This window comes from Streptomyces sp. NPDC048389 (assembly GCF_040706335.1).
In the GTDB taxonomy this organism is placed as follows: Bacteria; Actinomycetota; Actinomycetes; order Streptomycetales; family Streptomycetaceae; genus Streptomyces.
The window spans coordinates 32,242-52,066 of the sequence record NZ_JBEZKP010000017.1; the positions used below are offsets into that span (position 1 = coordinate 32,242).

Genomic DNA, 19,825 nt, shown 5'->3' on the forward strand with positions numbered 1-19,825 from the left:
CCGGGGCCGCACCGTCCCGCTGACGGCTGCCGACTGTGACCGCCGGCGGCAGCAGGCCGTGGCCGGCCGCGGCCTGCTGCCGCCGGCGAGGTGCGAAGGCCCGCAGGGCCGGGCCCCCGCCGCGCCGAGGAGCTGTCCGGCTAAGGGCTGTCCCGCAATCCCCGGTGGATCAGCGCGCGGCGTCGGATGCGGTACATCGCAAGGCGGAGGGTCGTCCTCGTACCGGGTGTATCCGGGCGATTCGACAACGCAGCAAGGTGCCGTAGCTGTCGTCGTGCGCCCGCCGGGGGTCCCGCCGGGGATTACGGGACAGCCCTCAACTGCCGCCGACCGGGACGCCGGCCTCCAGGTTGAGGACGGCCCCCCGCTCGCGGGCACGGAGGGCCCACCGCAGCCGTTCGTAGCGGGCGGGTGGAAGCAGCTCCGCCGCTTCCTCCTCTCCGGCGAACTTCCAGCCGCGCAGTTCGGAGCCGGGCAGCAGCACCCGTCCGGCGTCGCCGCCGGGAAGCCTGCCACCGTCGAAGATCAGCCGCAGTCCGCCGAAACCCGGGGGCTTCGGCGGCTCCCAGTCGACGACCAGCAGCCGGGGTACGCCGGCCAGTTCGATGCCCAGTTCCTCCGCGACCTCCCGGATGCCGGCGCGGGCGGGCGCCTCCCCTCTCTCCACGACACCGCCGGGGAACTCCCAGCCCGGCTTGTAGGTCGGATCGACGAGCAGCACCCTGTCGTGTTCGTCGAAGAGCAGCACACCGGCGGCGACGGTCTCCGCGGTCGGCTCGGGGGTCTGCACGATGTCGCTCACGGCGGCCGCACCCGTGCGTACGGCGTCCGCGACGGCCAGGGCCGCCGCGCGGGTGTCGAGGCGGCTGTTGTCTATCACGTGTGCGTCTCCGGTGAGCCAGCCGAGGGATGCCCGGTAGCGCTCGATGTTGCCGAAGGCCCACTGACGGACACGCTCGCTCTCCTCCGGGTCGTCGGGGAACTCCTCACGAGCCGCTATCCGTTCGCGCAAAATCGTTTCATCAGGTGCCAGCAGCACATGCCGCACCGCTATCCGGCGGGCGGCGAGAGCACCGAAGATCTCGTCGCGGTACTCCTGGCGCAGGACGGTCATGGGTGCCACCAGCACACCGCCCAGCTCGGCGAGGAGCGCCGCCGCTGTGTCCACGACGAGCCGCCGCCAGATCGGCAGATCCTGGTAGTCGCCCACCTCGGCCAGCCGCTTGGCCGGCAGCAGGTGGCGCATGCCCGCGCCGATCAACTCCGGGTCGAAGAGCGTGCTGTTCGGGATCAGATCGATCAGTTCGCGTGCGGTACTGGTCTTGCCCGCTCCGAACGCACCGTTGATCCAGACGATCACGGGTCCCCCTCTTCCGTAGCCCACAGTGGATTGCCCGCAACACCCTGCCACGCAAACCCGGTACCGGAACCGGTTGGCCGGTCAGGCATGCCAACTGTGGCCGGGCCGTGACACCGGCCCGGGACCGTCGTTGGAGCGGAGGAGACGAGGGAGTGGGGCATGCGCCGCACGGTGTTGGAGACGTTCCCCGCGGGTGACCCGCGGGGAAGTCGGCAGGCGGAGGAGTACGCCCGCCGCCGCAGGAACGAGGGCCTGGCGGTGGAGGTCGTGATGGATCTGGAGTCGGACGCGTTTCTGGTCGTGGTGCCGCAGCAGCAGAGCGGCGAGCGCGATCGGTGAGCGTTCCGCCTGCAGGCGGCTGCGGGCCGGGGCGGTCGTACGCCGGCCCGGACAGACCGGTCGCACCGTGCCTGCCCCTGCCCCTGCCCCCAAGGGCACGCTCCGGTCCGGCTCCACAGGAACGCCGACGCAGGGCCCGGCTGGATGCCGGCGCAGGCCCAGGCGAGGCGCGCGCCCCGGTCTGGGCGCGCGCCACGCCCCCGGCGTCAGCCTCGGCCCGCCGGGACCGGCGTCTCGCCGTGGCCGAGCCTCGCCGCGGCGGCCGCGCCCACCAGTCCCGCGTCCGTACCGGTCATCGCGGGTGCGACGGTGAGCCGGCGGACGAAGGAGAGCGTCGCGTAGTCGCGCAGGGCACGCCGCAGGGGGGCGAACAGGACCTCTCCCGCCCCGGCCACTCCCCCGCCGATGACGGCGATCTCGATCTCGACGAGCGTCGCCGTGGCGGCGATCCCCGCGGCGAGGGCCTGCGCCGCTCGCTCGTACGAGGCGGTCGCGACCGGGTCGCCCGCGCGCGCGGCCACGGCCACGGCCGCGGCAGAGGTGTCGCCGGAGGGGCCGGGCCGCCACCCGTTCTCCAGTGCACGGCGGGCGATGTTCGGCCCGCTGGCGATGCGCTCCAGGCAGCCCCGGCCGCCGCACGGGCACAGGTCGCCGTCCAGGTCCACGCTGATGTGCCCGATGTGGCCGGCGTTGCCCGTCGGTCCGGCGTGCGGCCTGCCCCCCAGGACCAGGCCGCCGCCGACGCCGGTGGACACGACCATGCACAGTGCGTTGTCGTGGCCTCGGGCGGCGCCCAGCCAGTGTTCCGCCGCGGTCATGGCGACGCCGTCGCCGACGAGGGTGACCGGCAGTCCGCCGACGGCCCTCGACACCCGGTCGACGAGCGGAAAGCCCCGCCAGCCCGGCACGTTGACGGGGCTGACCGTACCGGTGGACGCGTCGACGGGGCCCGCGCTGCCGATGCCGAGGGCGGTGGCCCGCGCCCACAGCGGGGAGGACATCAGCTCGGCGAGGACGTTCTCGGCCGCGTGCATCACCGTGTCGCCGTCGTCATGAGCCGGTGTGGGGCGCTGGGCGCGGTGAAGAATCGCGCCGTTGCCGTCCACCAACGCGCCGGCGATCTTGGTGCCACCGATGTCGAGAGCGGCGACGAGGCTGTTATGCATCGGTACGGGATCCCCCGGGAGCTGTCGGACCTGCGGTTTCGATAACAGTCTCCATTGCCCTGACAACGTTGTCCAGGGCCTATGCTCGACGCCACACGGTACCGATACGAGGAACACGACCGCCGACACCATGACAGGACTGCGCACTGTGGCCGATTCACCCCGTCCCCCGACGCCTCCCGGCCGCCCCCGCGGCCCCGAGCCCCGCTACGGGAACCGGCCCACGATGAAGGACGTCGCGGCGCGGGCCGGAGTCGGGCTGAAGACGGTGTCGCGGGTCGTCAACGGCGAGGCGGGCGTCACGCCCGACACCGAACGACGGGTGCAGGAGGCGATCGAGTCCCTCGGCTTCCGCCGCAACGACAGCGCCCGGGTGCTGCGCAAGGGCCGCACCGCCTCCATCGGCCTCGTACTGGAAGACCTCGCCGACCCGTTCTACGGTCCGCTGAGCCGCGCGGTCGAGGAGGTCGCCCGGGCGCACGGGGCGCTGCTCATCAACGGCTCCAGCGCCGAGGACCCGGACCGGGAGCAGGAATTGGCGCTCGCCCTGTGCGCCCGCCGGGTGGACGGCCTGATCGTGATCCCCGCCGGGACCGACCACCGCTATCTGGAGCCGGAGATCAAGGCGGGCGTCGCCACCGTCTTCGTCGACCGCCCGCCCGGCCGGATCGACGCGGACGTGGTGCTCTCCGACAGCTTCGGCGGTGCCCGGGCCGGCGTGGCGCATCTGATCGCACACGGCCACCGCCGTATCGCGTTCATCGGCGACCAGCCGCGCATCCACACCGCCGTGGAGCGGCTGCGCGGCTACCGGGCGGCCATGGCGGATGCCGGGCTCGAGGTCGACGACTCCTGGGTGGCCCTCGGCCCGACGGCCCCCGAGCGGGTCCAGGAGGCCGTGGGGGGCGTGCTGTCGGGGCCGGAACCGGTCACCGCGATCTTCGCGGGGAACAACCGTGTGACGGTGACGGCGGTACGGGTCCTGGCCGGCCACGCCCGGCGCGTCGCGCTCGTCGGCTTCGACGACATCGAGCTCGCGGACCTGCTCGGTATCACCGTCATAGCCCAGGACGCGGCGACGCTCGGCCGCACGGCGGCGGAGCGGTTGTTCCGTCGGCTGGACGGGGCGAACGACGAGCCGGCCCAGGTGGCGCTGAAGACGGTGCTGATTCCGCGCGGCTCGGGGGAGATCCCGCCGTCGGGCTGAGAAGGGAGCCGGCCCCAGGCGAGGGGTGGGAAGGAAACCGGCCCCGTCGCCGATCGGGCTGCGAGGGAGGTCGCTTCCGGGAAGCGAGAGGGCGGTGGTCCGGGCCCCGCGCCGGGCCTCCGCGCCATCCCTCCCGACCGGAACACGCCGCGGGTCCGTGTGCTGTCGCACAGTGACCGAAAGTCCTGTGGCCCGCCACCGCACCCCGATATGAGGGTTGCTGTCGTCGGTTAAGCGATCATGAGAGGAACACTTTCATGCACAAGACCGCGAAAACTGCCGTCGCTACTCTCGGGGCGGCCATGCTGCTCAGCCCGGGCCTCGGTACGGCCGGTGCCCAGGCCGCCGAGGCCCCGTCGTCCGGACCCGCCGCGGCCTTGGAACCCGCGACCTCCGCCGCACCCCCGGTGGTGCGGAACACCCAGGCGCACGCGTGGCTGCGGGTGAACGTCCGCGCCTCGCCGAACACGAGCAGCGAGATCCTCAGCTTCATCAGCCCGGGCTACACCTACAGCGCGATCTGCTGGACCTACGGCCAGACCGTTTCGCTCGAGGGCTACACCAGCAGCAAGTGGGTCCTGATCGACCGGCCGTGGCCGAAGCGGAACGGATACGTGACCGCCATCGCCCTCAGCGGCGACAGCACCGGCGGCGTTTCCGAACGGTGCTGACACCGGATCAGGCGGACGGACCGCCGCGCCGCGCGGACGGCCAGCGGCACGACCGGCAGTGTTTGCGCGACCGGGCAAAGCTTGCCGGGAGGGGCGCTGGAACCGAAGCCGCCGCCGGCTGATACGGGCCCTGCCACTTCGCCCCGCCTGCCGTCAGGCGGGGCGAAGTGCTCGGCAGTGGACGCTCATCCGGCCGTGGCGGTGAGGCCGCCGCGCCGGGGCCGGGCGAAGCCGTCGAGGTCGGCTCGGGTGAGGCCGGTGAGGCGGGCGACCTCGGCCGAGTCCAGGGCGCCGCAGTCGATGCCGCGCAGCAGGTAGGAGCTGAGCGCCTTGGCGGTGGCGGGCTCGTCCATGACGTCGCCGCCGACGTGGCCCGCGTAGGCGGCGAGACGGGCGGCGGCCTGCTCGAAGCCCTCGCGGTAGAAGGCGAAGACGGCGGCGTACCGAGTGGGCAGGTGGCCGGGGTGCATGTCCCAGCCCTGGTAGTAGGCGCGGGCCAGGGCTCGGCGGGTGAGGCCGTAGTGGAGGCGCCAGGCGTCGTGGACGTTCTCGGTGGTGCCGACGGGCAGCACGTTGGTGGAGCCGTCGGACACGCGTACTCCGGTGCCGGCGGCGGCGACCTGCATGACGGCCTTGGCATGGTCGGCGGCGGGGTGGTCACTGGCCTGGTGGGCGGCGCTGACGCCGAGGCAGGCGCTGTAGTCGAAGGTGCCGTAGTGGAGGCCGGTGGCCCGTCCCTCCGCCGCGTCGATCATGCGGGCGACGGTGGCGGTGCCGTCGGGGGCGAGGATGGACTGGCTGGTCTCGATCTGGATCTCGAAGCCGATGCGGCCGGGTTCCAGACCACGGGCCTTCTCGAACTCCTCGGCCAGTCGCACCATCGCGGTGACCTGCTCCGGGTAGGTGACCTTGGGCAGGGTCAGGACGAGGCCGTCGGGCAGGCCGCCGTGCTCCATCAGGCCGGTGAGGAAGACGTCGAGCGTGCGGATGCCCCGGTCGCGTACGGCGGCCTCCATGCACTTCATCCGGATCCCCGTGTACGGGGCGGCGGTGCCCTGTTCGTACGCCTCGAGGACGAGGCGGGCGGCGCGGGCGGCGTCGGCGTCCTCGTCGGCCCCGCCGTAGCCGTCCTCGAAGTCGATCCGCAGGTCCTCGACCGGCTCGCGCTCGAGCTTGGCCCGGACCCGTGTGTACACGGGCTCCGCGAGCTCGTCGGCCAGGCCGAGGACACGGGCGAGGGAGTCGGCGTCGGGAGCGTGCTCGTCGAGTGCGGCGAGCGCCTGGTCGCCCCAGGAGCGGATGGTGTCGGCGGCGAAGGCGTCGCCCGGTACGTACACGGTGTGGACGGGCTGGCGGGTGCCGGGGTCTCCCGGGTACCGGCGGGCGAGCTCGGCGTCCACCGGCGCGAGGGAGGCGCTGATGCCCTCGCTGACCGCACCGGCGAGGCTCGTCGCCACCTTCTCCTGCTGACCCATGTCCCACACCCTCCGTCAACTTCGCGGCATCTGTTGTTTTCCGTCCAGCGGAATCAACATTCTGTTGAATGAAATTAACGGCCCGTGCCGAGTCACGTCAATGGTCCCCGGAACGGGCCGGGGCCGCGCGGTGAAGATCACCGCGCGGCCCCGGGCCGTGAAGAACCGCAGATCAGCCCTTGCGGGCCTTGACCTCTTCGGTCAGCTGCGGGACGACCTCGAAGAGGTCGCCGACCACGCCGTAGTCGACGAGGTCGAAGATCGGGGCCTCTGCGTCCTTGTTGATGGCCACGATGGTCTTCGACGTCTGCATGCCCGCGCGGTGCTGGATCGCGCCGGAGATGCCGGAGGCGATGTACAGCTGCGGGGAGACCGACTTGCCGGTCTGGCCGACCTGGTTGGTGTGCGGGTACCAGCCGGCGTCGACCGCGGCACGCGAGGCACCCACGGCGCCGCCGAGGGAGTCGGCGAGCGCCTCGATGATCGCGAAGTTCTCCGCGCCGTTGACGCCACGGCCACCGGAGACGACGATCGCGGCCTCGGTCAGCTCCGGGCGGCCGGTCGACTCGCGCGGGGTGCGCGAGACGACCTTGGTGCCGGTCGCCTTCTCGGAGAACGACACCGACAGCGCCTCGACCGCACCGGCGGCCGGGGCGGCCTCCACGGCGGCCGAGTTCGGCTTGACCGTGATGACCGGGGTGCCCTTGGAGACACGGGACTTGGTGGTGAAGGAGGCGGCGAACGCGGACTGCGTCGCGACCGGGCCCTCGTCGCCGGCCTCGAGGTCGACGGCGTCGGTGATGATGCCCGAGCCGATCCGGACCGCCAGACGGGCCGCGATCTCCTTGCCCTCCGCGGAGGACGGCACGAGCACGGCGGCCGGGGAAACAGCCTCGTACGCGGCCTGCAGCGCGTCGACCTTGGGGACGACGAGGTAATCGGCGAACTCGGGGGCGTCGGCGGTGAGCACCTTCACCGCGCCGTGCTCGGCGAGCGCGGCAGCCGTGTCGGAGGCGCCGGAGCCGAGCGCGACGGCGACGGGCTCGCCGATGCGGCGGGCCAGCGTCAGCAGCTCCAGGGTGGGCTTGCGGACGGCACCGTCCACGTGGTCGACGTAGACGAGAACTTCAGCCATGGGACTTCTTCTCTCCTGCTTGCAAAGTACGAAGGGGGCGGTGGGTGGCCGAAGCCTTAGACGAACTTCTGGCTCGCGAGGAACTCCGCGAGCTGCTTGCCGCCCTCGCCCTCGTCCTTGACGATCGTGCCGGCGGTACGGGCCGGCCGTTCCGCGGCCGAGTCGACCTTGGTCCAGGCGCCCTCGAGGCCGACCTCGTCCGCCTCGATCTCCAGGTCCTCGAGGTCCAGGGACTCCACCGGCTTCTTCTTGGCGGCCATGATGCCCTTGAAGGACGGGTAGCGGGCCTCGCCCGACTGGTCGGTCACGGACACGACGGCCGGCAGCGACGCCTCGAGCTGCTCGCTCGCGGTGTCGCCGTCGCGACGGCCCTTGACCGTGCCGTCCTCGACGGAGACCTCGGACAGCAGCGTGACCTGCGGGACACCCAGACGCTCGGCCAGCATCGCCGGCAGCACACCCATGGTGCCGTCGGTGGAGGCCATACCGGCGATGACCAGGTCGTAACCGGTCTTCTCGATCGCCTTGGCGAGCACCAGGGAGGTGCCCATGACGTCGGTGCCGTGCAGGTCGTCGTCCTCGACGTGGACGGCCTTGTCGGCACCCATCGACAGCGCCTTGCGCAGCGCGTCCTTGGCATCCTCGGGACCGACGGTCAGCACGGTGACCTCCGCGTCGTCGGCCTCGTCCGCGATCTGCAGCGCCTGCTCGACCGCGTACTCATCCAGCTCCGACAGCAGGCCGTCGACGTCGTCGCGGTCGACGGTCAGGTCATCGGCGAAGTGCCGGTCGCCGGTGGCGTCGGGCACGTACTTCACACAGACAACGATCCTCAGGCTCACGCCGGCTCTCCTACTGCATCGTCTCTACTGGACTGCCTTGTTGAACGCAGCATAGGCGTCCGATGGGGCGGATCCCGGTCGGGGCGGGCCGCGCTCCGAACGAAATATTACTCGTCAGTACATCGAGTGTGTTCCCGCTAAGCAAGCGCTTTGAACTGTGACCTTGACAACGGCGTGCCGACCACCCCGCCACAGGTCAGTCACGCAGAGCGGTGAAGCGCCCCTGGTGGTACACGAGCGGTCGGCCGCCGCCCGCCGGATCACCCGCCACGACCTCGGCGATCACCAGCCGGTGATCCCCCGCGGGCACCCTGGCCACGACACGGCACACCATCCAGGCCACCACGCCGTCGAGCACCGGGACACCCTCCGGGCCCGGGTGCCAGCCGGTGGGTGCGGCGAAGCGGTCCGCGCCGCTCCGCGCGAACGTGGCCGCCAGTTCCTGCTGGTGCTCGCCGAGGATGTGGACACCGACGTGCTCGGCCTCCGCGAGGACCGGCCAGCTGGAGGATCCGGTTCCCACCCCGAAGGAGATCAGCGGCGGCTGTGCGGCGACGGAGGTGAGCGAGGTGGCGGTGAATCCGACCGGACGGGAGCCCGTCGCGGTGATCACCGCGACCCCCGCGGCATGCTGCCGGAACACGGAGCGCAGGAGGTCGGGCGAGGCGGAGCGGGCGGTGGCGAGGTCGGGCGAGGCCGTCATCGGGATGTCCTTCTGGGTCTGCGAACTAGGCGGCTGCGGCTGCACGGGCAGCCGGACAGCGCGCGCTCGCGTTACGGGCGAGGTCGACATGGACCCGCCCGTGGAGAAGGAGTTCTTGAGGCACGGAGATCAGCCTGTCGATACTTGGCGTGCACAGTCAAGTGCGCCTCGAGAGGTGCGACCAGGGTCACGGGCATCACACCGCCCGGCCCAGGGCGGCGATCACGTCGGCCTTGCGCGGCGCGCCGGAGGCTCTGGTGACGATCCGGCCGCCGGCGTCGAGCACCAGCACGGTGGGGGTCCTGACGATGCCGAGCCGGCGTACGAGGGCCAGACGCTCCTCCGCGTCGATCTCGACATGGGCGATGCCCTCGACCATGGACGCGACATCGGCGAGCGTCCGCCGCGTGGCCCGGCAGGGCCGGCAGAACGCGGTGGAGAACTGGACCAGAGTGGCCCGCTCGCCGAGCGCCGTGCCCAGATCCGGCTCGCCGAGCCGCATCCGCGCGTCGTGGGCGTCATGTGCGCGCACCGTGATGTCCTCTCCTCGTGCAGTCCCGGCCCCGTCCCGCGTCCCGCGAGTATGCTCCCCCCTCCCGGTCCACTTCCCTGACGTGCAGCGTTCACGGCCCGGCAGGGATTCCCCCCGGCGGGTGCGGCGCCAAGTTCCCGCACCGGACGTGACGAGAATCTCGCGCCCGCACCCCTCCAGGGCTGGTCAGCACGGCGCCCATGGGGCACGATCGGCCCAAAGCCGAAAACCTACGGCTGCGTAACTTCCACCGGGAGAACCCCTCCCCGGGCAGAGGAAAGGGCCCTCCCCCCATGGCAGAACTCGTCTATCGGCCGGTCATCGGCGCCGCTCTCACCATGTTCAAGGCGCTCGACCTGAAGATCGACACTCAGGGGGCGGAGAACATTCCGCGTACCGGTGGAGCCGTGCTGGTCAGTAACCACATCAGCTACCTGGACTTCATCTTCACCGGGCTCGGCGCGCTGCCGCAGAAGCGCCTGGTCCGGTTCATGGCCAAGGACTCCGTCTTCCGCCACAAGATCTCCGGTCCGCTGATGCGGGGCATGAAGCACATCCCGGTGGACCGCAAGCAGGGCGAGGCGGCATACGCGCACGCCCTTGACGCGCTGCGCGCGGGCGAGATCATCGGTGTCTTCCCCGAAGCGACGATCTCCCAGTCGTTCACGCTGAAGTCGTTCAAGTCGGGTGCGGCACGCCTCGCGCAGGAGGCAGGGGTGCCCCTAGTCCCGATGGCGCTGTGGGGCACGCAGCGGCTGTGGACCAAGGGCCGGCCGCGCAACTTCAGGCGCTCCCACATCCCGGTGACGATCCGGGTCGGCGAGCCCGTCGAGGCGCCCGCCGACCAGTTCGCCGGAGCGATCACCCGGCGGCTGCGCGGGAGGGTGCAGGAGCTGCTGGAGGCGGCGCAGCGGGCCTATCCGGTGCGCCCCAAGGATGCGGCGGACACCTGGTGGGTGCCCGCCCACCTCGGCGGCACGGCACCCACGCCGGCCGAGGTGCGCGAGGCGTACTAGCCTCTACCCCGGGGCGTGGACGGTGATCCGGGCCCCGGGGCTCAGCTTCTCCAGCGTTTCGGCGAGTTCGGCGGCTGCCGCCCCGAGTTCGCCGTTCGCCGTCGGCCCCATGGCCTCGAGCAGGAACAGGGCGTTCACCGACGCCTCGGTCAGCCGGGTGCGCACACCCTGTCGCCAGTTCCAGCGCCGGCAGGTGACGCCTTCGTCGTCGCGCCAGACGACCTCGCCGGCCTCCGGGTGCTCGACGGCCTCCTCGCCGCCCGCCATGGTGGCGAACGGCTCCTCTCCCGTGGCCCGTACCAGCCGCATTCCGCCCTTGATGCGGTCGGTGTCCTCGCCGCCGACGGGGATCAGATGCGCCACGCTGACCGCGTTGTAGAGATCGACCAGGACGTTGATCCGGGGCAGCCCGCCGTCGGCGAGCGCACGCCTGGCGAGCGCTTCCGCCGAGTTGCGGGTACGGGACGGCTTGGCACCGAAGGCGGTGTACGCCTCGCGCCAGGCGGCCAGATGGGGGTCCTCGTGTGGTGCTCGTCCGCCGAGGCGGGTCGCGAGCCGGCGGGCGGCGTCGTCGAGGAGCGCGGAACTGTCCTGGTTGCTGGGGCCGTTGACCAGCCCGTGCGCCTCTACGGCGAGATGGCTGAAGCCGGGCGCGAGGGCTCGGACCTCGTCGGACACGGTGAGCTGAGGAGTCATCGCCTGTTGCCTCGAACTGATCGGAGTGCGGTCGGGAGCGTCTTCCGCGGGTGCGTGTGGCCGGGAGCATGGAGGGGCGGCCCCGTCACCATACGGTCCAGTGCATCACAGAGTACCGGACAGTCCACTGCAGTGGACTCCACGTCTCGCCGTCGCCGGTCGGGACAGGACAGACGCATGCGGCCGACCGCGAGTCGATGACTCCCCGGTCGGCCGCACGCGCGTACGAGGGGGTGGAGGCGCTAGCGCGCCATCTCCTCTTTGAGCGCCTGCACGAAGGAGTCCACATCCTCCTCCGTCGTGTCGAACGAGCACATCCAGCGCACGTCGCCGGCCGCTTCGTCCCAGAAGTAGAACCGGAAGCGCTTCTGCAGCCGCTCGCTCACGTCGTGGGGCAGCCGGGCGAAGACGGCGTTCGCCTGCACGGGATACAGGATCTCCACTCCGTCGACCGTGCGCACACCGTCCGCGAGCCTCTGGGCCATCGTGTTGGAGTGGCGGGCGTTGCGCAGCCACAGATCCTTGGCGAGCAGCGCCTCCAGTTGCACGGAGACGAAACGCATCTTGGACGCGAGCTGCATGGACAGCTTGCGCAGATGCTTCATGTGGCTGACCGCGTCCGCGTTCAGGACCACGACCGCCTCGCCGAAGAGCATGCCGTTCTTGGTGCCGCCGAAGGTGATGACATCCACGCCGGCGGCGTTGGTGAAGGCCCGCATGGGGACGTTCAGCGACGCCGCGGCGTTGGCTATCCGCGCTCCGTCCAGGTGGACCTTCATACCGCGGGCGTGCGCGTGCTCGGTGATGGCACGGACCTCGTCCACGGTGTACACGGTGCCCAGTTCGGTGTTCTGGGTGATCGACACGACCTGCGGCATGGCCCGGTGCTCGTCGTCCCAGCCGTACGCCTGCCGGTCGATGAGCTCGGGGGTGAGCTTGCCGTCCGGCGTCGGCACGGTGAGCAGCTTCAGCCCGCCCATCCGCTCCGGTGCGCCGCCCTCGTCGACGTTGATGTGCGCCGTCTCCGCGCAGATCACGGCGCCCCAGCGGTCGGTGAGCGCCTGCAGCGCGGTCACGTTGGCGCCGGTTCCGTTGAAGACCGGGAACGCCTCGGCCGTGGGGCCGAAGTGGCTGTGCATGAGGCGCTGGAGGTGGTCGGTGTACTCGTCCTCGCCGTAGGCGACCTGGTGGCCGCCGTTGGCGAGGGCGAGCGCGGCAAGGACCTCCGGGTGGGCTCCTGCGTAGTTGTCGCTGGCGAACCCGCGCACGGACGGGTCGTGGTGGCGCCGGGCGTCGGTCTTCACGGTTTGGGGGTCAGCCACAGACGCTGTCCATTCACTTCCGGGGCGGGCCGGTCCCAGACTCCGGCGATGGCCTCGGCCAGTTCCGTCACGTCGGTGAAGCCCGCGAACTTCGCATTCGGGCGCTCGGCGCGCATCGCGTCGTGCACCAGTGCCTTGACGACCAGGATGGCAGCCGCACTCGTCGGGCCCTGCTCGCCCCCCGCCTTGCGGAAGGCGTCGGCGAGCGCGAGCGTCCATGCCTCCGCGGCGGCCTTCGAGGCGGAGTACGCGGCGTTGCCCGCGGTCGGCTTGCTGGCGCCGGCCGCGCTGATCAGCAGGTACCGGCCCTTGTCGCTGCGCTGCAGACCTTCGTAGAAGGCCAGCGAGGTGTGCTGGACGGTACGGATCAGCAGCTTCTCCAGCAGCTCCCAGTCGGCGGGATTGGTCTCGGCGAAGGAGGGGCTGCCACGCCAGCCGCCCACCAGGTGGACCAGTCCGTCGATCCGGCCGAACTCCTTCTCCGTCTTGTCGGCCCACTCACGGGCGGCGCCCAGATTGAGCAGGTCGACGGTGTCGCCGGTGACCGTGGCCCCGCCGTGCGCGTACCGGGCCGCGTCCACGGCCTCGGCGAGCCGCTGCGGGTCCGCGTCGGAGGCGACCACGACGGCACCCGCCTCCGCCAGCCTGAGCAGGGTGGCCCGGCCGGCCGGGCCGGCCGCGCCGGCCACCGCGATCACTGCGCCCTCCAGGACGCCGCTGCCGTTGCTGTTCATGGTCGTAGCCTCCTGGATGCGAGAGCTCACGCGGCAGCTCCGGGAGCGGAAGCGGCGGTGATCCCCTTGGTGGAGGCGATCACGTTCTTCAGCTTCTTGGAGAGCGCCTCATAGAACATGCTCAGCGGAAACTCGTCCGGAAGCACATCGTCCACGAGTTTGCGCGGCGGCTGGGTCAGGTCGAGGGCGTCGGGGCCCTTGGCCCAGCGCGACCCCGGGTGCGGGGCGAGGTAGGTGGAGACGAAGTCGTACGCGGCGAACCAGTGGACCAGCTTGGGGCGGTCGATGCCGTCGCGGTAGAGCTTCTCGATCTCGCCGCAGAGCTGGTTGGTGACCTGCGGGGCACGGTCCCAGTCGATCTTCAGGGTGTTGTCGGTCCAGCGGACCACGTCGTGCTTGTGCAGGTACGCGAAGAGCAGCTGTCCGCCGAGGCCGTCGTAGTTGCGGACCCGGTCGCCGGAGACGGGGAAGCGGAACATCCGGTCGAAGAGCACCGCGTACTGCACGTCGCGGCCGTGCGGGTTGCCCTCGGCATCCAGCTTCACGGCCTCCTTGAAGGCGGTGAGGTCGCAGCGCAGCTCTTCGAGGCCGTACATCCAGAACGGCTGACGCTGCTTGATCATGAACGGGTCGAAGGGCAGGTCGCCATGGCTGTGGGTGCGGTCGTGGACCATGTCCCAGAGGACGAACGCCTGCTCGCAGCGCTGCTGGTCGGCGACCATCTCGCGAATGTCGTCGGGCAGCTCGAGCCCGAGGACGCTTACGGCCTCCTCCGTGACGGCGCGGAAGCGGGCGGCCTCGCGGTCGCAGAAGATGCCGCCCCAGGAGAAGCGCTCGGGGGCTTCACGCACGGCGATGGTCTCGGGGAAGAGCACCGCGGAGTGGGTGTCGTACCCGGCGGTGAAGTCCTCGAAGGTGATGCCGCAGAAGAGCGGGTTGTCGTACCGGGTGCGCTCGAGCTCGGCAAGCCACTCGGGCCACACCATCTTGAGGACGACCGCCTCCAGGTTGCGGTCCGGGTTCCCGTTCTGCGTGTACATGGGGAAGACGGCCAGGTGCTGCAGTCCGTCCGCACGGTCGGCAGCAGGCTGGAAGGCGAGCAGCGAGTCCAGGAAGTCGGGCACCTCGAAGCCGGCGTCGGCCCACTTGCGCAGGTCGGCGGTGAGCGCCCGGTGGTAGGCCGCGTCGTGCGGGAGCAGCGGGGAGAGGTCCTGGACCGCGGCGATCACCCGGTCCACCGCGGCCTCGGCCGCGGAGCGGTCGGGTGCGCCTTCCGCCTCGAAGTCGATCGAGCCGTCCTTGGACTGCCAGGGGCGGATCTCTTCGACGGCGCTCTTGAGCAGGGGCCAGCTTGGGTGGTCGACCACTCGGTCGGCGCTGGATATGTCCCCTGCGGCCATGTCCTGCACAAGAATTTCCGTCATGTCACTTCCTCCACGGGAGAACCTCGCGTCCTGACACCGTATCCATGCCTGGTTCTCCACCACAAGTGACAGCTTGATAAATCCTCCTGCGCAACCCCCATGCCGCCGCAGTTTTTGCGGCGCAGGGCACCTGGTGCGGCTGCTTCGACACCTTCGCCCCACTCGCCGGTGTGGCGGCGTCAACGGCTGCGAAGACACGCCCACCCGCAGGTGACGCGGCGGACCGTCGCACGGCCCGAGACCGGGGACCGCCTCGAAGCACGGCTTCAGGACACCCCGCCCGCAAGCGGTTCCCTCCTCCCGAGCGGCCGTTAGGCTGCCTCGTTACCGCCGGGTGCCGAGACTGCGCCCGTGGGAGCCGCCGTCGACGGAAGCGAGAGAATCTTGACTTTCCTCACCATCGGTCATCGCGGGGTCATGGGCGTCGAGCCGGAGAACACCCTGCGTTCATTCGTCCGCGCCGAGCAGTCCGGCATGGACGCCATCGAACTCGATCTGCATCTGAGCAAGGACGGCGCGCTCGCCGTCATGCACGACGCCGACGTGGACCGTACGACCGACGGCAAAGGCGCGATCGCCGAGATGACGCTCGCCGAACTGCGCCAGCTCGACGCGGGCGGCGGTGAGCGGGTGCCGGTGTTCGAGGAGGTCCTCGACGCGGTGCGGTCCCCGCTCCAGGCGGAGATCAAGGACGTGGCGGCGGCACGCGCACTGGCCGAGGTGATGCGCAGGCGCGACCTGGTGCCGCGCGTCGAGGTGTCGTCCTTCCATGACGACGCGATCGCCGAGATCTCGGCCCTGGTGCCGGGTGTGCGTACGGTGCTGATCGCCAGCCGCTGGGGGACCGACATCGTGGACCGGGCGAAGGCCGTGGGCGCCCACTCCCTGGCGCTGAACATCCGCAGACTGACGCTGGAGACCGTGGAGCACGCGCACGCGAAGGGCCTGGGAGTGATCGGCTGGGTGGTCAACACGCAGGACCATCTGCGACTGGTACGCGCACTCGCACTCGACGGCGCGACCACCGACTACCCCGAGATCCGGCGCACGGGGCGCTTCACGGCCTGACGACCGCCGCCGCACCGGCCGCCGTCCCCGGCACGCCCCACGCCCCACGGCCTGACGACCGCCGCCGCACCGGCCGCCGTCCCCGGCACGCCCCACGGCCTGACGACCGCCGCCGTCCCCGGCGACCGGGAGGAACCTCCGGTGGAGACGGCCCTCAGACGAGATCCTTCACCAGCAGCTCGAAGGCGAGATCCTCGCGCTGCGGGATGCCGAAACGCTCGTCGCCGTACGGGAACGGAGTCATCCGGCCCGTACGGCGGTACCCGCGGCGCTCGTACCAGGCGATCAGGTCCTGGCGCACGGAGATGACCGTCATGTGCATCCGGGTCACACCCCACGTCTCGCGGACACTGCGCTCCGCCTCCGCGATGATCCGGCGGCCGAGGCCCGCGCCCTGGAGTCCGGGGCGCACCGCGAACATGCCGAAGTAGGCGGCGTCACCGCGGTGCTCGAGCTGGCAGCAGGCGACCACCTCGCCGTCCCGTTCAACGGCCATCAGCCGGCTTCCGGGGGCGGAGATGACCTCGAGGACGCCCTGCGGATCCGTGCGCTGCCCTTCGAGGATGTCCGCCTCGGTGGTCCAGCCTCCGCGGCTCGAATCGCCGCGGTACGCCGACTCGATCAGCGCCACGAGCACCTCGACGTCGCACTCCGCCGCGTCACGGTAGGTCAGCGTCATCTCGCCGGAGTCCTGGGGCGGGGCGATGTCCATCGGAAGGTTCTCCGTTCCACGGGGCCGTCGCCCCAGAGACTAACGCGCCCGCCGAGGGACGCTTCGCGCGGACCGGGCCGGCCTGCCCGCGCCTCCCCGCGCTCCCCCGGCACTCCCGTGCGCTCGCGTACGAGGCCGCTCGGCGGGCATCGACTCCTCGACCGACGCCGCACACCGGCCCGAGGGGGAGGTACGCCGTGCACGGACCCGCGACGTCCGGCTGGCTGCTCATGGTGCTGTGCGCCGCGACCGGGGCGTACAGCCTGGTGCGGATGGACCGCTGGTCGCAACCGGCCCGAAACGCGGCCGGCACAGAGGCGCTGATGGCATTCGGCATGGCCGCGATGGCCGTGCCCACCGCCGTGTTCACCCCGCCGCCATGGCACTGGGCCGTGTACGCGGCGGTCTTCGGCGCGGCCGCCCTGCGTGCCGCATGGCCGGTCCGGCACTGCGGCCGCCATGCGCACCACGCCGTCGGGTGTCTCGCGATGGTGTACATGGCGGTGGCGATGGCCACGGGCGGGGGCGGACACGGACCACACGCCGGCGGGGGCGTGCCGCTGCTCACCGGCGCGCTGCTCCTCTACTTCACCGTGTACGTGCTCCGCTCCGGCACCCGGTTGATACCGCTCGCGTCCGCCGGCGGCGGGACGGTCGCCGCGGGGGCGGCCCCCGCTGCGCAGGCGGCGGGACCCGAGCTGCTGCCGGCCTGCAGGGTCTCGATGGGGATCGCCATGCTGGCGATGCTGCTCATGCTCTGAACCTGCGGGACCGGCCGGAGCCGGCGGGGCGCGGGCCGCGTAAGGCACCGTGGCATACGTCACTTGGAGTGCGCGGCCATACCCGCAGGTAGCCTCGCGCTCATAGGCTACTGCCCATGATGGTCTCGCTCGCGCTGCTGGTGCTCGGCGCACTGGCCGCCGTCGTCGCCCCTCGTCTCGTGTCGCGTGCCGACTGGCCGGAGCGCGAGCCCGTCGTCGCCCTCTGGGTGTGGCAGTGCGTGGTCGCCGCGGTGCTGCTGTCGTTCGCGCTCTCCATGACCTTCAGTGCCGCGGCGGCCTGGCAGTTCGTACGGTCGCACGTCTTCGCCTCCGCGCCGCACGGAGTCGCGGAGGCGTACGCGCCGGGTCCGGACGGACCGTGGTCGGCGGTGCTCGCGGTGATCCTGGCGTGCGGCGGGCTGTGGACCGGGGCCAAGCTGGCGCAGGAGATCCACCGGGCGCACGGCCGGCGCAGGCGTCAGCGGGCCGAGCTGCTCGTGCGCTCCCCCCTGATGCCGGACGAGGTCCCCGGCAGCGAACCACTGGTCGTCCTCGAGGGTGAGCGCCCCGACGCCTGGTGGCTCCCGGGCGCGGCTCCGCAGCTGGTCATCACCACGGCCGCGTTGCGCCGCCTGAAAGGCCGTCAGCTCGACGCGGTGCTGGCTCACGAGCAGGGGCACGCGCGGGCCAGGCACGACTGGCTGCTGCACTGCTCCGCGGCGCTGGCGGGCGGCTTTCCGCAGATCCCGGTGTTCGCGGCGTTCCGCGACGAGATGCACCGGCTGGTCGAGCTGGCGGCGGACGACGTCGCCTCGCGTCGCTTCGGCCGGCTGACGATCGCGCTGGCGCTGGTCGAACTGAACGAGGAGCGCGGGGTGTTCGGGCCGTGCCCCACGCCCGGGGCGGAGCTGCCGCAGCGTGTCAACCGGCTGCTGTCGCCGGTCCCCCGGCTGACGCCCGGGCGCAGGCTGCGCCTCACGGCGGCGGCGGCCCTGGTGCCGGTGGTTCCGCTGCTGGTGGCGTTCGTTCCGGGGCTGCGCGCGCTGGGATAGCCGGGCGGCCACGGGGACGACAGGATCTGTCCATGCCTTCCCCCCGACCCGCAAAGCCTGCCGACTCCCGTCCCAGGAAAAGCGCCCTCCTTCGCGCCGCGCGACCGGCCGCTGCCTCGCGCCGGACGGCCGCGGTGCCGGCCCGGACCTGCGCCGTGCTGGCCGCCCTCACCGCGCTCCTACTGATGCCCGTCGCCCTCGCATGGCCCCCGCTGACGGCCTTCGACCGGGCGGTCGTGGAAGGACTGCACGCCTCCGCGGTGCAGGAGCCGACGTTCACGCATGCCAACCGGGTGCTGACCGACTGGGTGTGGGATCCGTGGACCATGCGGCTGCTGTCCGCGGCGGCCGTCGGGTGGCTCTGGCTGCGCGGAGAGCGTCTTCTCGCCGTATGGGTGGCGGTGGCCACCGCTGCCGGCACGGGGCTCCAGCAGGCCGTGAAGGCGCTGGTGGGGCGCGAGCGGCCCAGGTGGCCGGACCCGGTCGACTCGGCGGACTACGCGGCGTTCCCCTCCGGTCACGCGATGACGGCCGCGGTCACCTGTGGGCTGCTGCTCTGGCTCCTCCGCCGGCGGGGCGCGACCGGCCGCGTCTGGGCCGGAGGCGTGGCCCTCGCGGCCTTCTGTGTCGCCGGGGTCGGGTTCACCCGGCTCTATCTGGGCGTGCACTGGCCCTCCGACGTGGCCGGCGGCTGGCTCATCGGGGGGTGCGTGGTCGCCCTCACGGTGGCCTCCTACCGACGGGCGGCCTTGCTCCGCGGCGACTGAACGGTCGAAGATCGGGGCCATGATGATCAGGACGGTCCTGTTCGACTTCTCCGGAACGCTCTTCCGCGTCGAATCCACCCGTGACTGGCTGCGTGCGGTGCTGGGCGATCGCGGGCTGTCCGTGACCGGGGACGAAGCGGCGCGGTGGGCGGAGCGGCTGGCGGCGGCAGGAGCGCTGCCGGGCGGCCCCCCGCCGCAGCGGATACCGGACCACCTGGCGGAGCTCTGGTCGCTGCGCGACATGGACATGGAGCGGCACCGGGCCACGTACACGGGTCTTGCCCGCCAGGTGCCGCTGCCCGACCAGGGCCTCTACGACGCGCTCTACGACCGCCACATGACGCCGGCCGCCTGGAGCCCCTACCCCGACGCGGCAAAGGTGCTGCGCGGCCTGCGCGAGCGGGGTGTCGGCGTCGGTGTGGTCAGCAACATCGGCTGGGACCTGCGGCCGGTCTTTCGCGACCACGGCTTCGACGCGTTGGTCGACACGTACACGCTGTCCTTCGAGCACGGCGTGCAGAAGCCGGACGCGCGGCTGTTCCGGTCGGCGTGCGAAGGGCTGGGGAGCGACCCGCGGGAGGTGCTGATGGTGGGCGACGACCGCCGTGCCGACGGCGGGGCCGCGGAGCTGGGCTGCGCCGTCCACTTCGTGGACCACCTCCCGGTGCACGAGCGGCCCCGAGGGCTGCTCCCGGTGCTGGGGCTCATCGACCCGGAGCCCGCGCCGTAGGAGAATTGAACCAGGACAGAGCCACCCGAACCGGACGATCCCCCGCGTCGCCCGGTTCGAGCAGCACCACCCCGCCGACCCGCGGCCCCGGAGGGCCGGACGGCGGGACGCGC

At 71.8% G+C, this 19,825-nt stretch carries 21 protein-coding genes; 9 read left to right on the top strand and 12 right to left on the bottom strand.

What is annotated here, in order from left to right; translation table 11 throughout:
- Window positions 1-316: 316 nt before the first annotated feature.
- Entirely contained in the window at window positions 317-1,360 is a 1,044-nt protein-coding gene (locus AB0903_RS14925) for an NUDIX domain-containing protein (RefSeq protein WP_366702707.1), read from the bottom strand.
- 159 nt (window positions 1,361-1,519) lie between these two features.
- On the opposite strand from AB0903_RS14925, the gene AB0903_RS14930 reads away from it, so the two are divergent.
- Window positions 1,520-1,699, top strand: coding sequence for a hypothetical protein (locus AB0903_RS14930; RefSeq protein ID WP_366702709.1), 180 nt, complete (start codon window positions 1,520-1,522; stop codon window positions 1,697-1,699).
- Between the two features lie 206 nt (window positions 1,700-1,905).
- On the opposite strand, the gene AB0903_RS14935 is transcribed toward AB0903_RS14930, so the two are convergent.
- The gene (locus tag AB0903_RS14935) at window positions 1,906-2,865 is read right to left on the bottom strand and encodes an ROK family protein (RefSeq protein ID WP_366702711.1); all 960 of its coding nucleotides are present in this window, start codon (window positions 2,863-2,865) and stop codon (window positions 1,906-1,908) included.
- A gap of 226 nt (window positions 2,866-3,091) precedes the next feature.
- Between AB0903_RS14935 and AB0903_RS14940 the strand changes: the two genes are divergently transcribed.
- Together AB0903_RS14940 and AB0903_RS14945 are read left to right on the top strand one after the other, a co-directional pair.
- Window positions 3,092-4,072 carry a LacI family DNA-binding transcriptional regulator gene (locus AB0903_RS14940; RefSeq protein WP_366702713.1) on the top strand — a complete coding sequence of 327 codons (981 nt, stop codon included), beginning with the start codon at window positions 3,092-3,094 and terminating at the stop codon, window positions 4,070-4,072.
- Between the two features lie 257 nt (window positions 4,073-4,329).
- Complete coding sequence (locus AB0903_RS14945; RefSeq protein ID WP_366702715.1) at window positions 4,330-4,743, top strand: hypothetical protein; 414 nt, start codon at window positions 4,330-4,332, stop codon at window positions 4,741-4,743.
- 185 nt (window positions 4,744-4,928) lie between these two features.
- Here the strand turns inward: AB0903_RS14945 and AB0903_RS14950 are convergent, their stop codons facing one another.
- From AB0903_RS14950 to AB0903_RS14970, 5 genes are all read right to left on the bottom strand, one after another.
- Window positions 4,929-6,218 carry an aldolase/citrate lyase family protein gene (locus AB0903_RS14950; protein WP_366702717.1) on the bottom strand — a complete coding sequence of 430 codons (1,290 nt, stop codon included), beginning with the start codon at window positions 6,216-6,218 and terminating at the stop codon, window positions 4,929-4,931.
- A gap of 172 nt (window positions 6,219-6,390) precedes the next feature.
- The gene (locus tag AB0903_RS14955; RefSeq protein WP_366702719.1) at window positions 6,391-7,353 is read right to left on the bottom strand and encodes an electron transfer flavoprotein subunit alpha/FixB family protein; all 963 of its coding nucleotides are present in this window, start codon (window positions 7,351-7,353) and stop codon (window positions 6,391-6,393) included.
- A 56-nt stretch (window positions 7,354-7,409) separates the two neighbouring features.
- On the bottom strand, window positions 7,410-8,195 hold the full coding sequence (locus AB0903_RS14960) for an electron transfer flavoprotein subunit beta/FixA family protein (RefSeq protein ID WP_366702721.1): 786 nt from the start codon (window positions 8,193-8,195) through the stop codon (window positions 7,410-7,412).
- Window positions 8,196-8,391: 196 nt separating this feature from the next.
- Window positions 8,392-8,898 carry a flavin reductase family protein gene (locus AB0903_RS14965; RefSeq protein ID WP_366702723.1) on the bottom strand — a complete coding sequence of 169 codons (507 nt, stop codon included), beginning with the start codon at window positions 8,896-8,898 and terminating at the stop codon, window positions 8,392-8,394.
- A gap of 196 nt (window positions 8,899-9,094) precedes the next feature.
- Complete coding sequence (locus AB0903_RS14970; RefSeq protein ID WP_366702843.1) at window positions 9,095-9,400, bottom strand: thioredoxin family protein; 306 nt, start codon at window positions 9,398-9,400, stop codon at window positions 9,095-9,097.
- A 323-nt stretch (window positions 9,401-9,723) separates the two neighbouring features.
- On the opposite strand from AB0903_RS14970, the gene AB0903_RS14975 reads away from it, so the two are divergent.
- Window positions 9,724-10,446 carry a lysophospholipid acyltransferase family protein gene (locus AB0903_RS14975; protein ID WP_366702725.1) on the top strand — a complete coding sequence of 241 codons (723 nt, stop codon included), beginning with the start codon at window positions 9,724-9,726 and terminating at the stop codon, window positions 10,444-10,446.
- A 3-nt stretch (window positions 10,447-10,449) separates the two neighbouring features.
- On the opposite strand, the gene AB0903_RS14980 is transcribed toward AB0903_RS14975, so the two are convergent.
- The 4 genes from AB0903_RS14980 to AB0903_RS14995 form a co-directional block, all read right to left on the bottom strand.
- Entirely contained in the window at window positions 10,450-11,142 is a 693-nt protein-coding gene (locus AB0903_RS14980; RefSeq protein ID WP_366702727.1) for a phenylalanine--tRNA ligase beta subunit-related protein, read from the bottom strand.
- 242 nt (window positions 11,143-11,384) lie between these two features.
- Window positions 11,385-12,446 carry a low specificity L-threonine aldolase gene (locus tag AB0903_RS14985; protein WP_366702845.1) on the bottom strand — a complete coding sequence of 354 codons (1,062 nt, stop codon included), beginning with the start codon at window positions 12,444-12,446 and terminating at the stop codon, window positions 11,385-11,387.
- Entirely contained in the window at window positions 12,443-13,198 is a 756-nt protein-coding gene (locus tag AB0903_RS14990) for an SDR family NAD(P)-dependent oxidoreductase (RefSeq protein ID WP_366702729.1), read from the bottom strand. The genes AB0903_RS14985 and AB0903_RS14990 overlap by 4 nt, the downstream gene beginning before the upstream one ends.
- Window positions 13,199-13,224: 26 nt before the next feature.
- A complete protein-coding gene (locus AB0903_RS14995) occupies window positions 13,225-14,622 on the bottom strand; it encodes a DUF6421 family protein (RefSeq protein WP_366702731.1) in 1,398 nt (465 codons plus the stop codon).
- A 384-nt stretch (window positions 14,623-15,006) separates the two neighbouring features.
- Here AB0903_RS14995 and AB0903_RS15000 point away from each other — a divergent pair, with 384 nt between their 5' ends.
- Window positions 15,007-15,690, top strand: a complete 684-nt coding sequence (locus AB0903_RS15000; RefSeq protein ID WP_366702733.1) for a glycerophosphodiester phosphodiesterase family protein — start codon at window positions 15,007-15,009, stop codon at window positions 15,688-15,690.
- 154 nt (window positions 15,691-15,844) lie between these two features.
- On the opposite strand, the gene AB0903_RS15005 is transcribed toward AB0903_RS15000, so the two are convergent.
- Complete coding sequence (locus tag AB0903_RS15005; RefSeq protein WP_366702735.1) at window positions 15,845-16,402, bottom strand: GNAT family N-acetyltransferase; 558 nt, start codon at window positions 16,400-16,402, stop codon at window positions 15,845-15,847.
- A gap of 197 nt (window positions 16,403-16,599) precedes the next feature.
- Between AB0903_RS15005 and AB0903_RS15010 the strand changes: the two genes are divergently transcribed.
- The 4 genes from AB0903_RS15010 to AB0903_RS15025 all read left to right on the top strand — a co-directional run bounded on the left by AB0903_RS15010 (window position 16,600) and on the right by AB0903_RS15025 (window position 19,712).
- A complete protein-coding gene (locus AB0903_RS15010; RefSeq protein WP_366702737.1) occupies window positions 16,600-17,163 on the top strand; it encodes a DUF5134 domain-containing protein in 564 nt (187 codons plus the stop codon).
- 116 nt (window positions 17,164-17,279) lie between these two features.
- Window positions 17,280-18,215 carry a M56 family metallopeptidase gene (locus tag AB0903_RS15015; RefSeq protein ID WP_366702738.1) on the top strand — a complete coding sequence of 312 codons (936 nt, stop codon included), beginning with the start codon at window positions 17,280-17,282 and terminating at the stop codon, window positions 18,213-18,215.
- 134 nt (window positions 18,216-18,349) lie between these two features.
- On the top strand, window positions 18,350-18,982 hold the full coding sequence (locus AB0903_RS15020) for a phosphatase PAP2 family protein (RefSeq protein ID WP_366702739.1): 633 nt from the start codon (window positions 18,350-18,352) through the stop codon (window positions 18,980-18,982).
- Window positions 18,983-19,001: 19 nt separating this feature from the next.
- Window positions 19,002-19,712, top strand: a complete 711-nt coding sequence (locus tag AB0903_RS15025) for an HAD-IA family hydrolase (protein ID WP_366702741.1) — start codon at window positions 19,002-19,004, stop codon at window positions 19,710-19,712.
- Window positions 19,713-19,825 lie beyond the last annotated feature (113 nt).

What these genes read in the sequence shown, in the direction of transcription:
- AB0903_RS14930 (WP_366702709.1), top strand. Translation starts at nt 1,520, where the DNA reads ATGCGCCGCACGGTGTTGGAGACGTTCCCCGCGGGTGACCCGCGGGGA.
- AB0903_RS14970 (WP_366702843.1), bottom strand. Translation starts at nt 9,400, where the DNA reads ATGCGGCTCGGCGAGCCGGATCTGGGCACGGCGCTCGGCGAGCGGGCC.
- AB0903_RS14965 (WP_366702723.1), bottom strand. Translation starts at nt 8,898, where the DNA reads ATGACGGCCTCGCCCGACCTCGCCACCGCCCGCTCCGCCTCGCCCGAC.
- AB0903_RS15015 (WP_366702738.1), top strand. Translation starts at nt 17,280, where the DNA reads ATGATGGTCTCGCTCGCGCTGCTGGTGCTCGGCGCACTGGCCGCCGTC.
- AB0903_RS15025 (WP_366702741.1), top strand. Translation starts at nt 19,002, where the DNA reads ATGATGATCAGGACGGTCCTGTTCGACTTCTCCGGAACGCTCTTCCGC.
- AB0903_RS14950 (WP_366702717.1), bottom strand. Translation starts at nt 6,218, where the DNA reads ATGGGTCAGCAGGAGAAGGTGGCGACGAGCCTCGCCGGTGCGGTCAGC.
- AB0903_RS14990 (WP_366702729.1), bottom strand. Translation starts at nt 13,198, where the DNA reads ATGAACAGCAACGGCAGCGGCGTCCTGGAGGGCGCAGTGATCGCGGTG.
- AB0903_RS14935 (WP_366702711.1), bottom strand. Translation starts at nt 2,865, where the DNA reads ATGCATAACAGCCTCGTCGCCGCTCTCGACATCGGTGGCACCAAGATC.
- AB0903_RS14955 (WP_366702719.1), bottom strand. Translation starts at nt 7,353, where the DNA reads ATGGCTGAAGTTCTCGTCTACGTCGACCACGTGGACGGTGCCGTCCGC.
- AB0903_RS14980 (WP_366702727.1), bottom strand. Translation starts at nt 11,142, where the DNA reads ATGACTCCTCAGCTCACCGTGTCCGACGAGGTCCGAGCCCTCGCGCCC.
- AB0903_RS15005 (WP_366702735.1), bottom strand. Translation starts at nt 16,402, where the DNA reads ATGGACATCGCCCCGCCCCAGGACTCCGGCGAGATGACGCTGACCTAC.
- AB0903_RS14940 (WP_366702713.1), top strand. Translation starts at nt 3,092, where the DNA reads ATGAAGGACGTCGCGGCGCGGGCCGGAGTCGGGCTGAAGACGGTGTCG.
- AB0903_RS14975 (WP_366702725.1), top strand. Translation starts at nt 9,724, where the DNA reads ATGGCAGAACTCGTCTATCGGCCGGTCATCGGCGCCGCTCTCACCATG.
- AB0903_RS14995 (WP_366702731.1), bottom strand. Translation starts at nt 14,622, where the DNA reads ATGACGGAAATTCTTGTGCAGGACATGGCCGCAGGGGACATATCCAGC.
- AB0903_RS14945 (WP_366702715.1), top strand. Translation starts at nt 4,330, where the DNA reads ATGCACAAGACCGCGAAAACTGCCGTCGCTACTCTCGGGGCGGCCATG.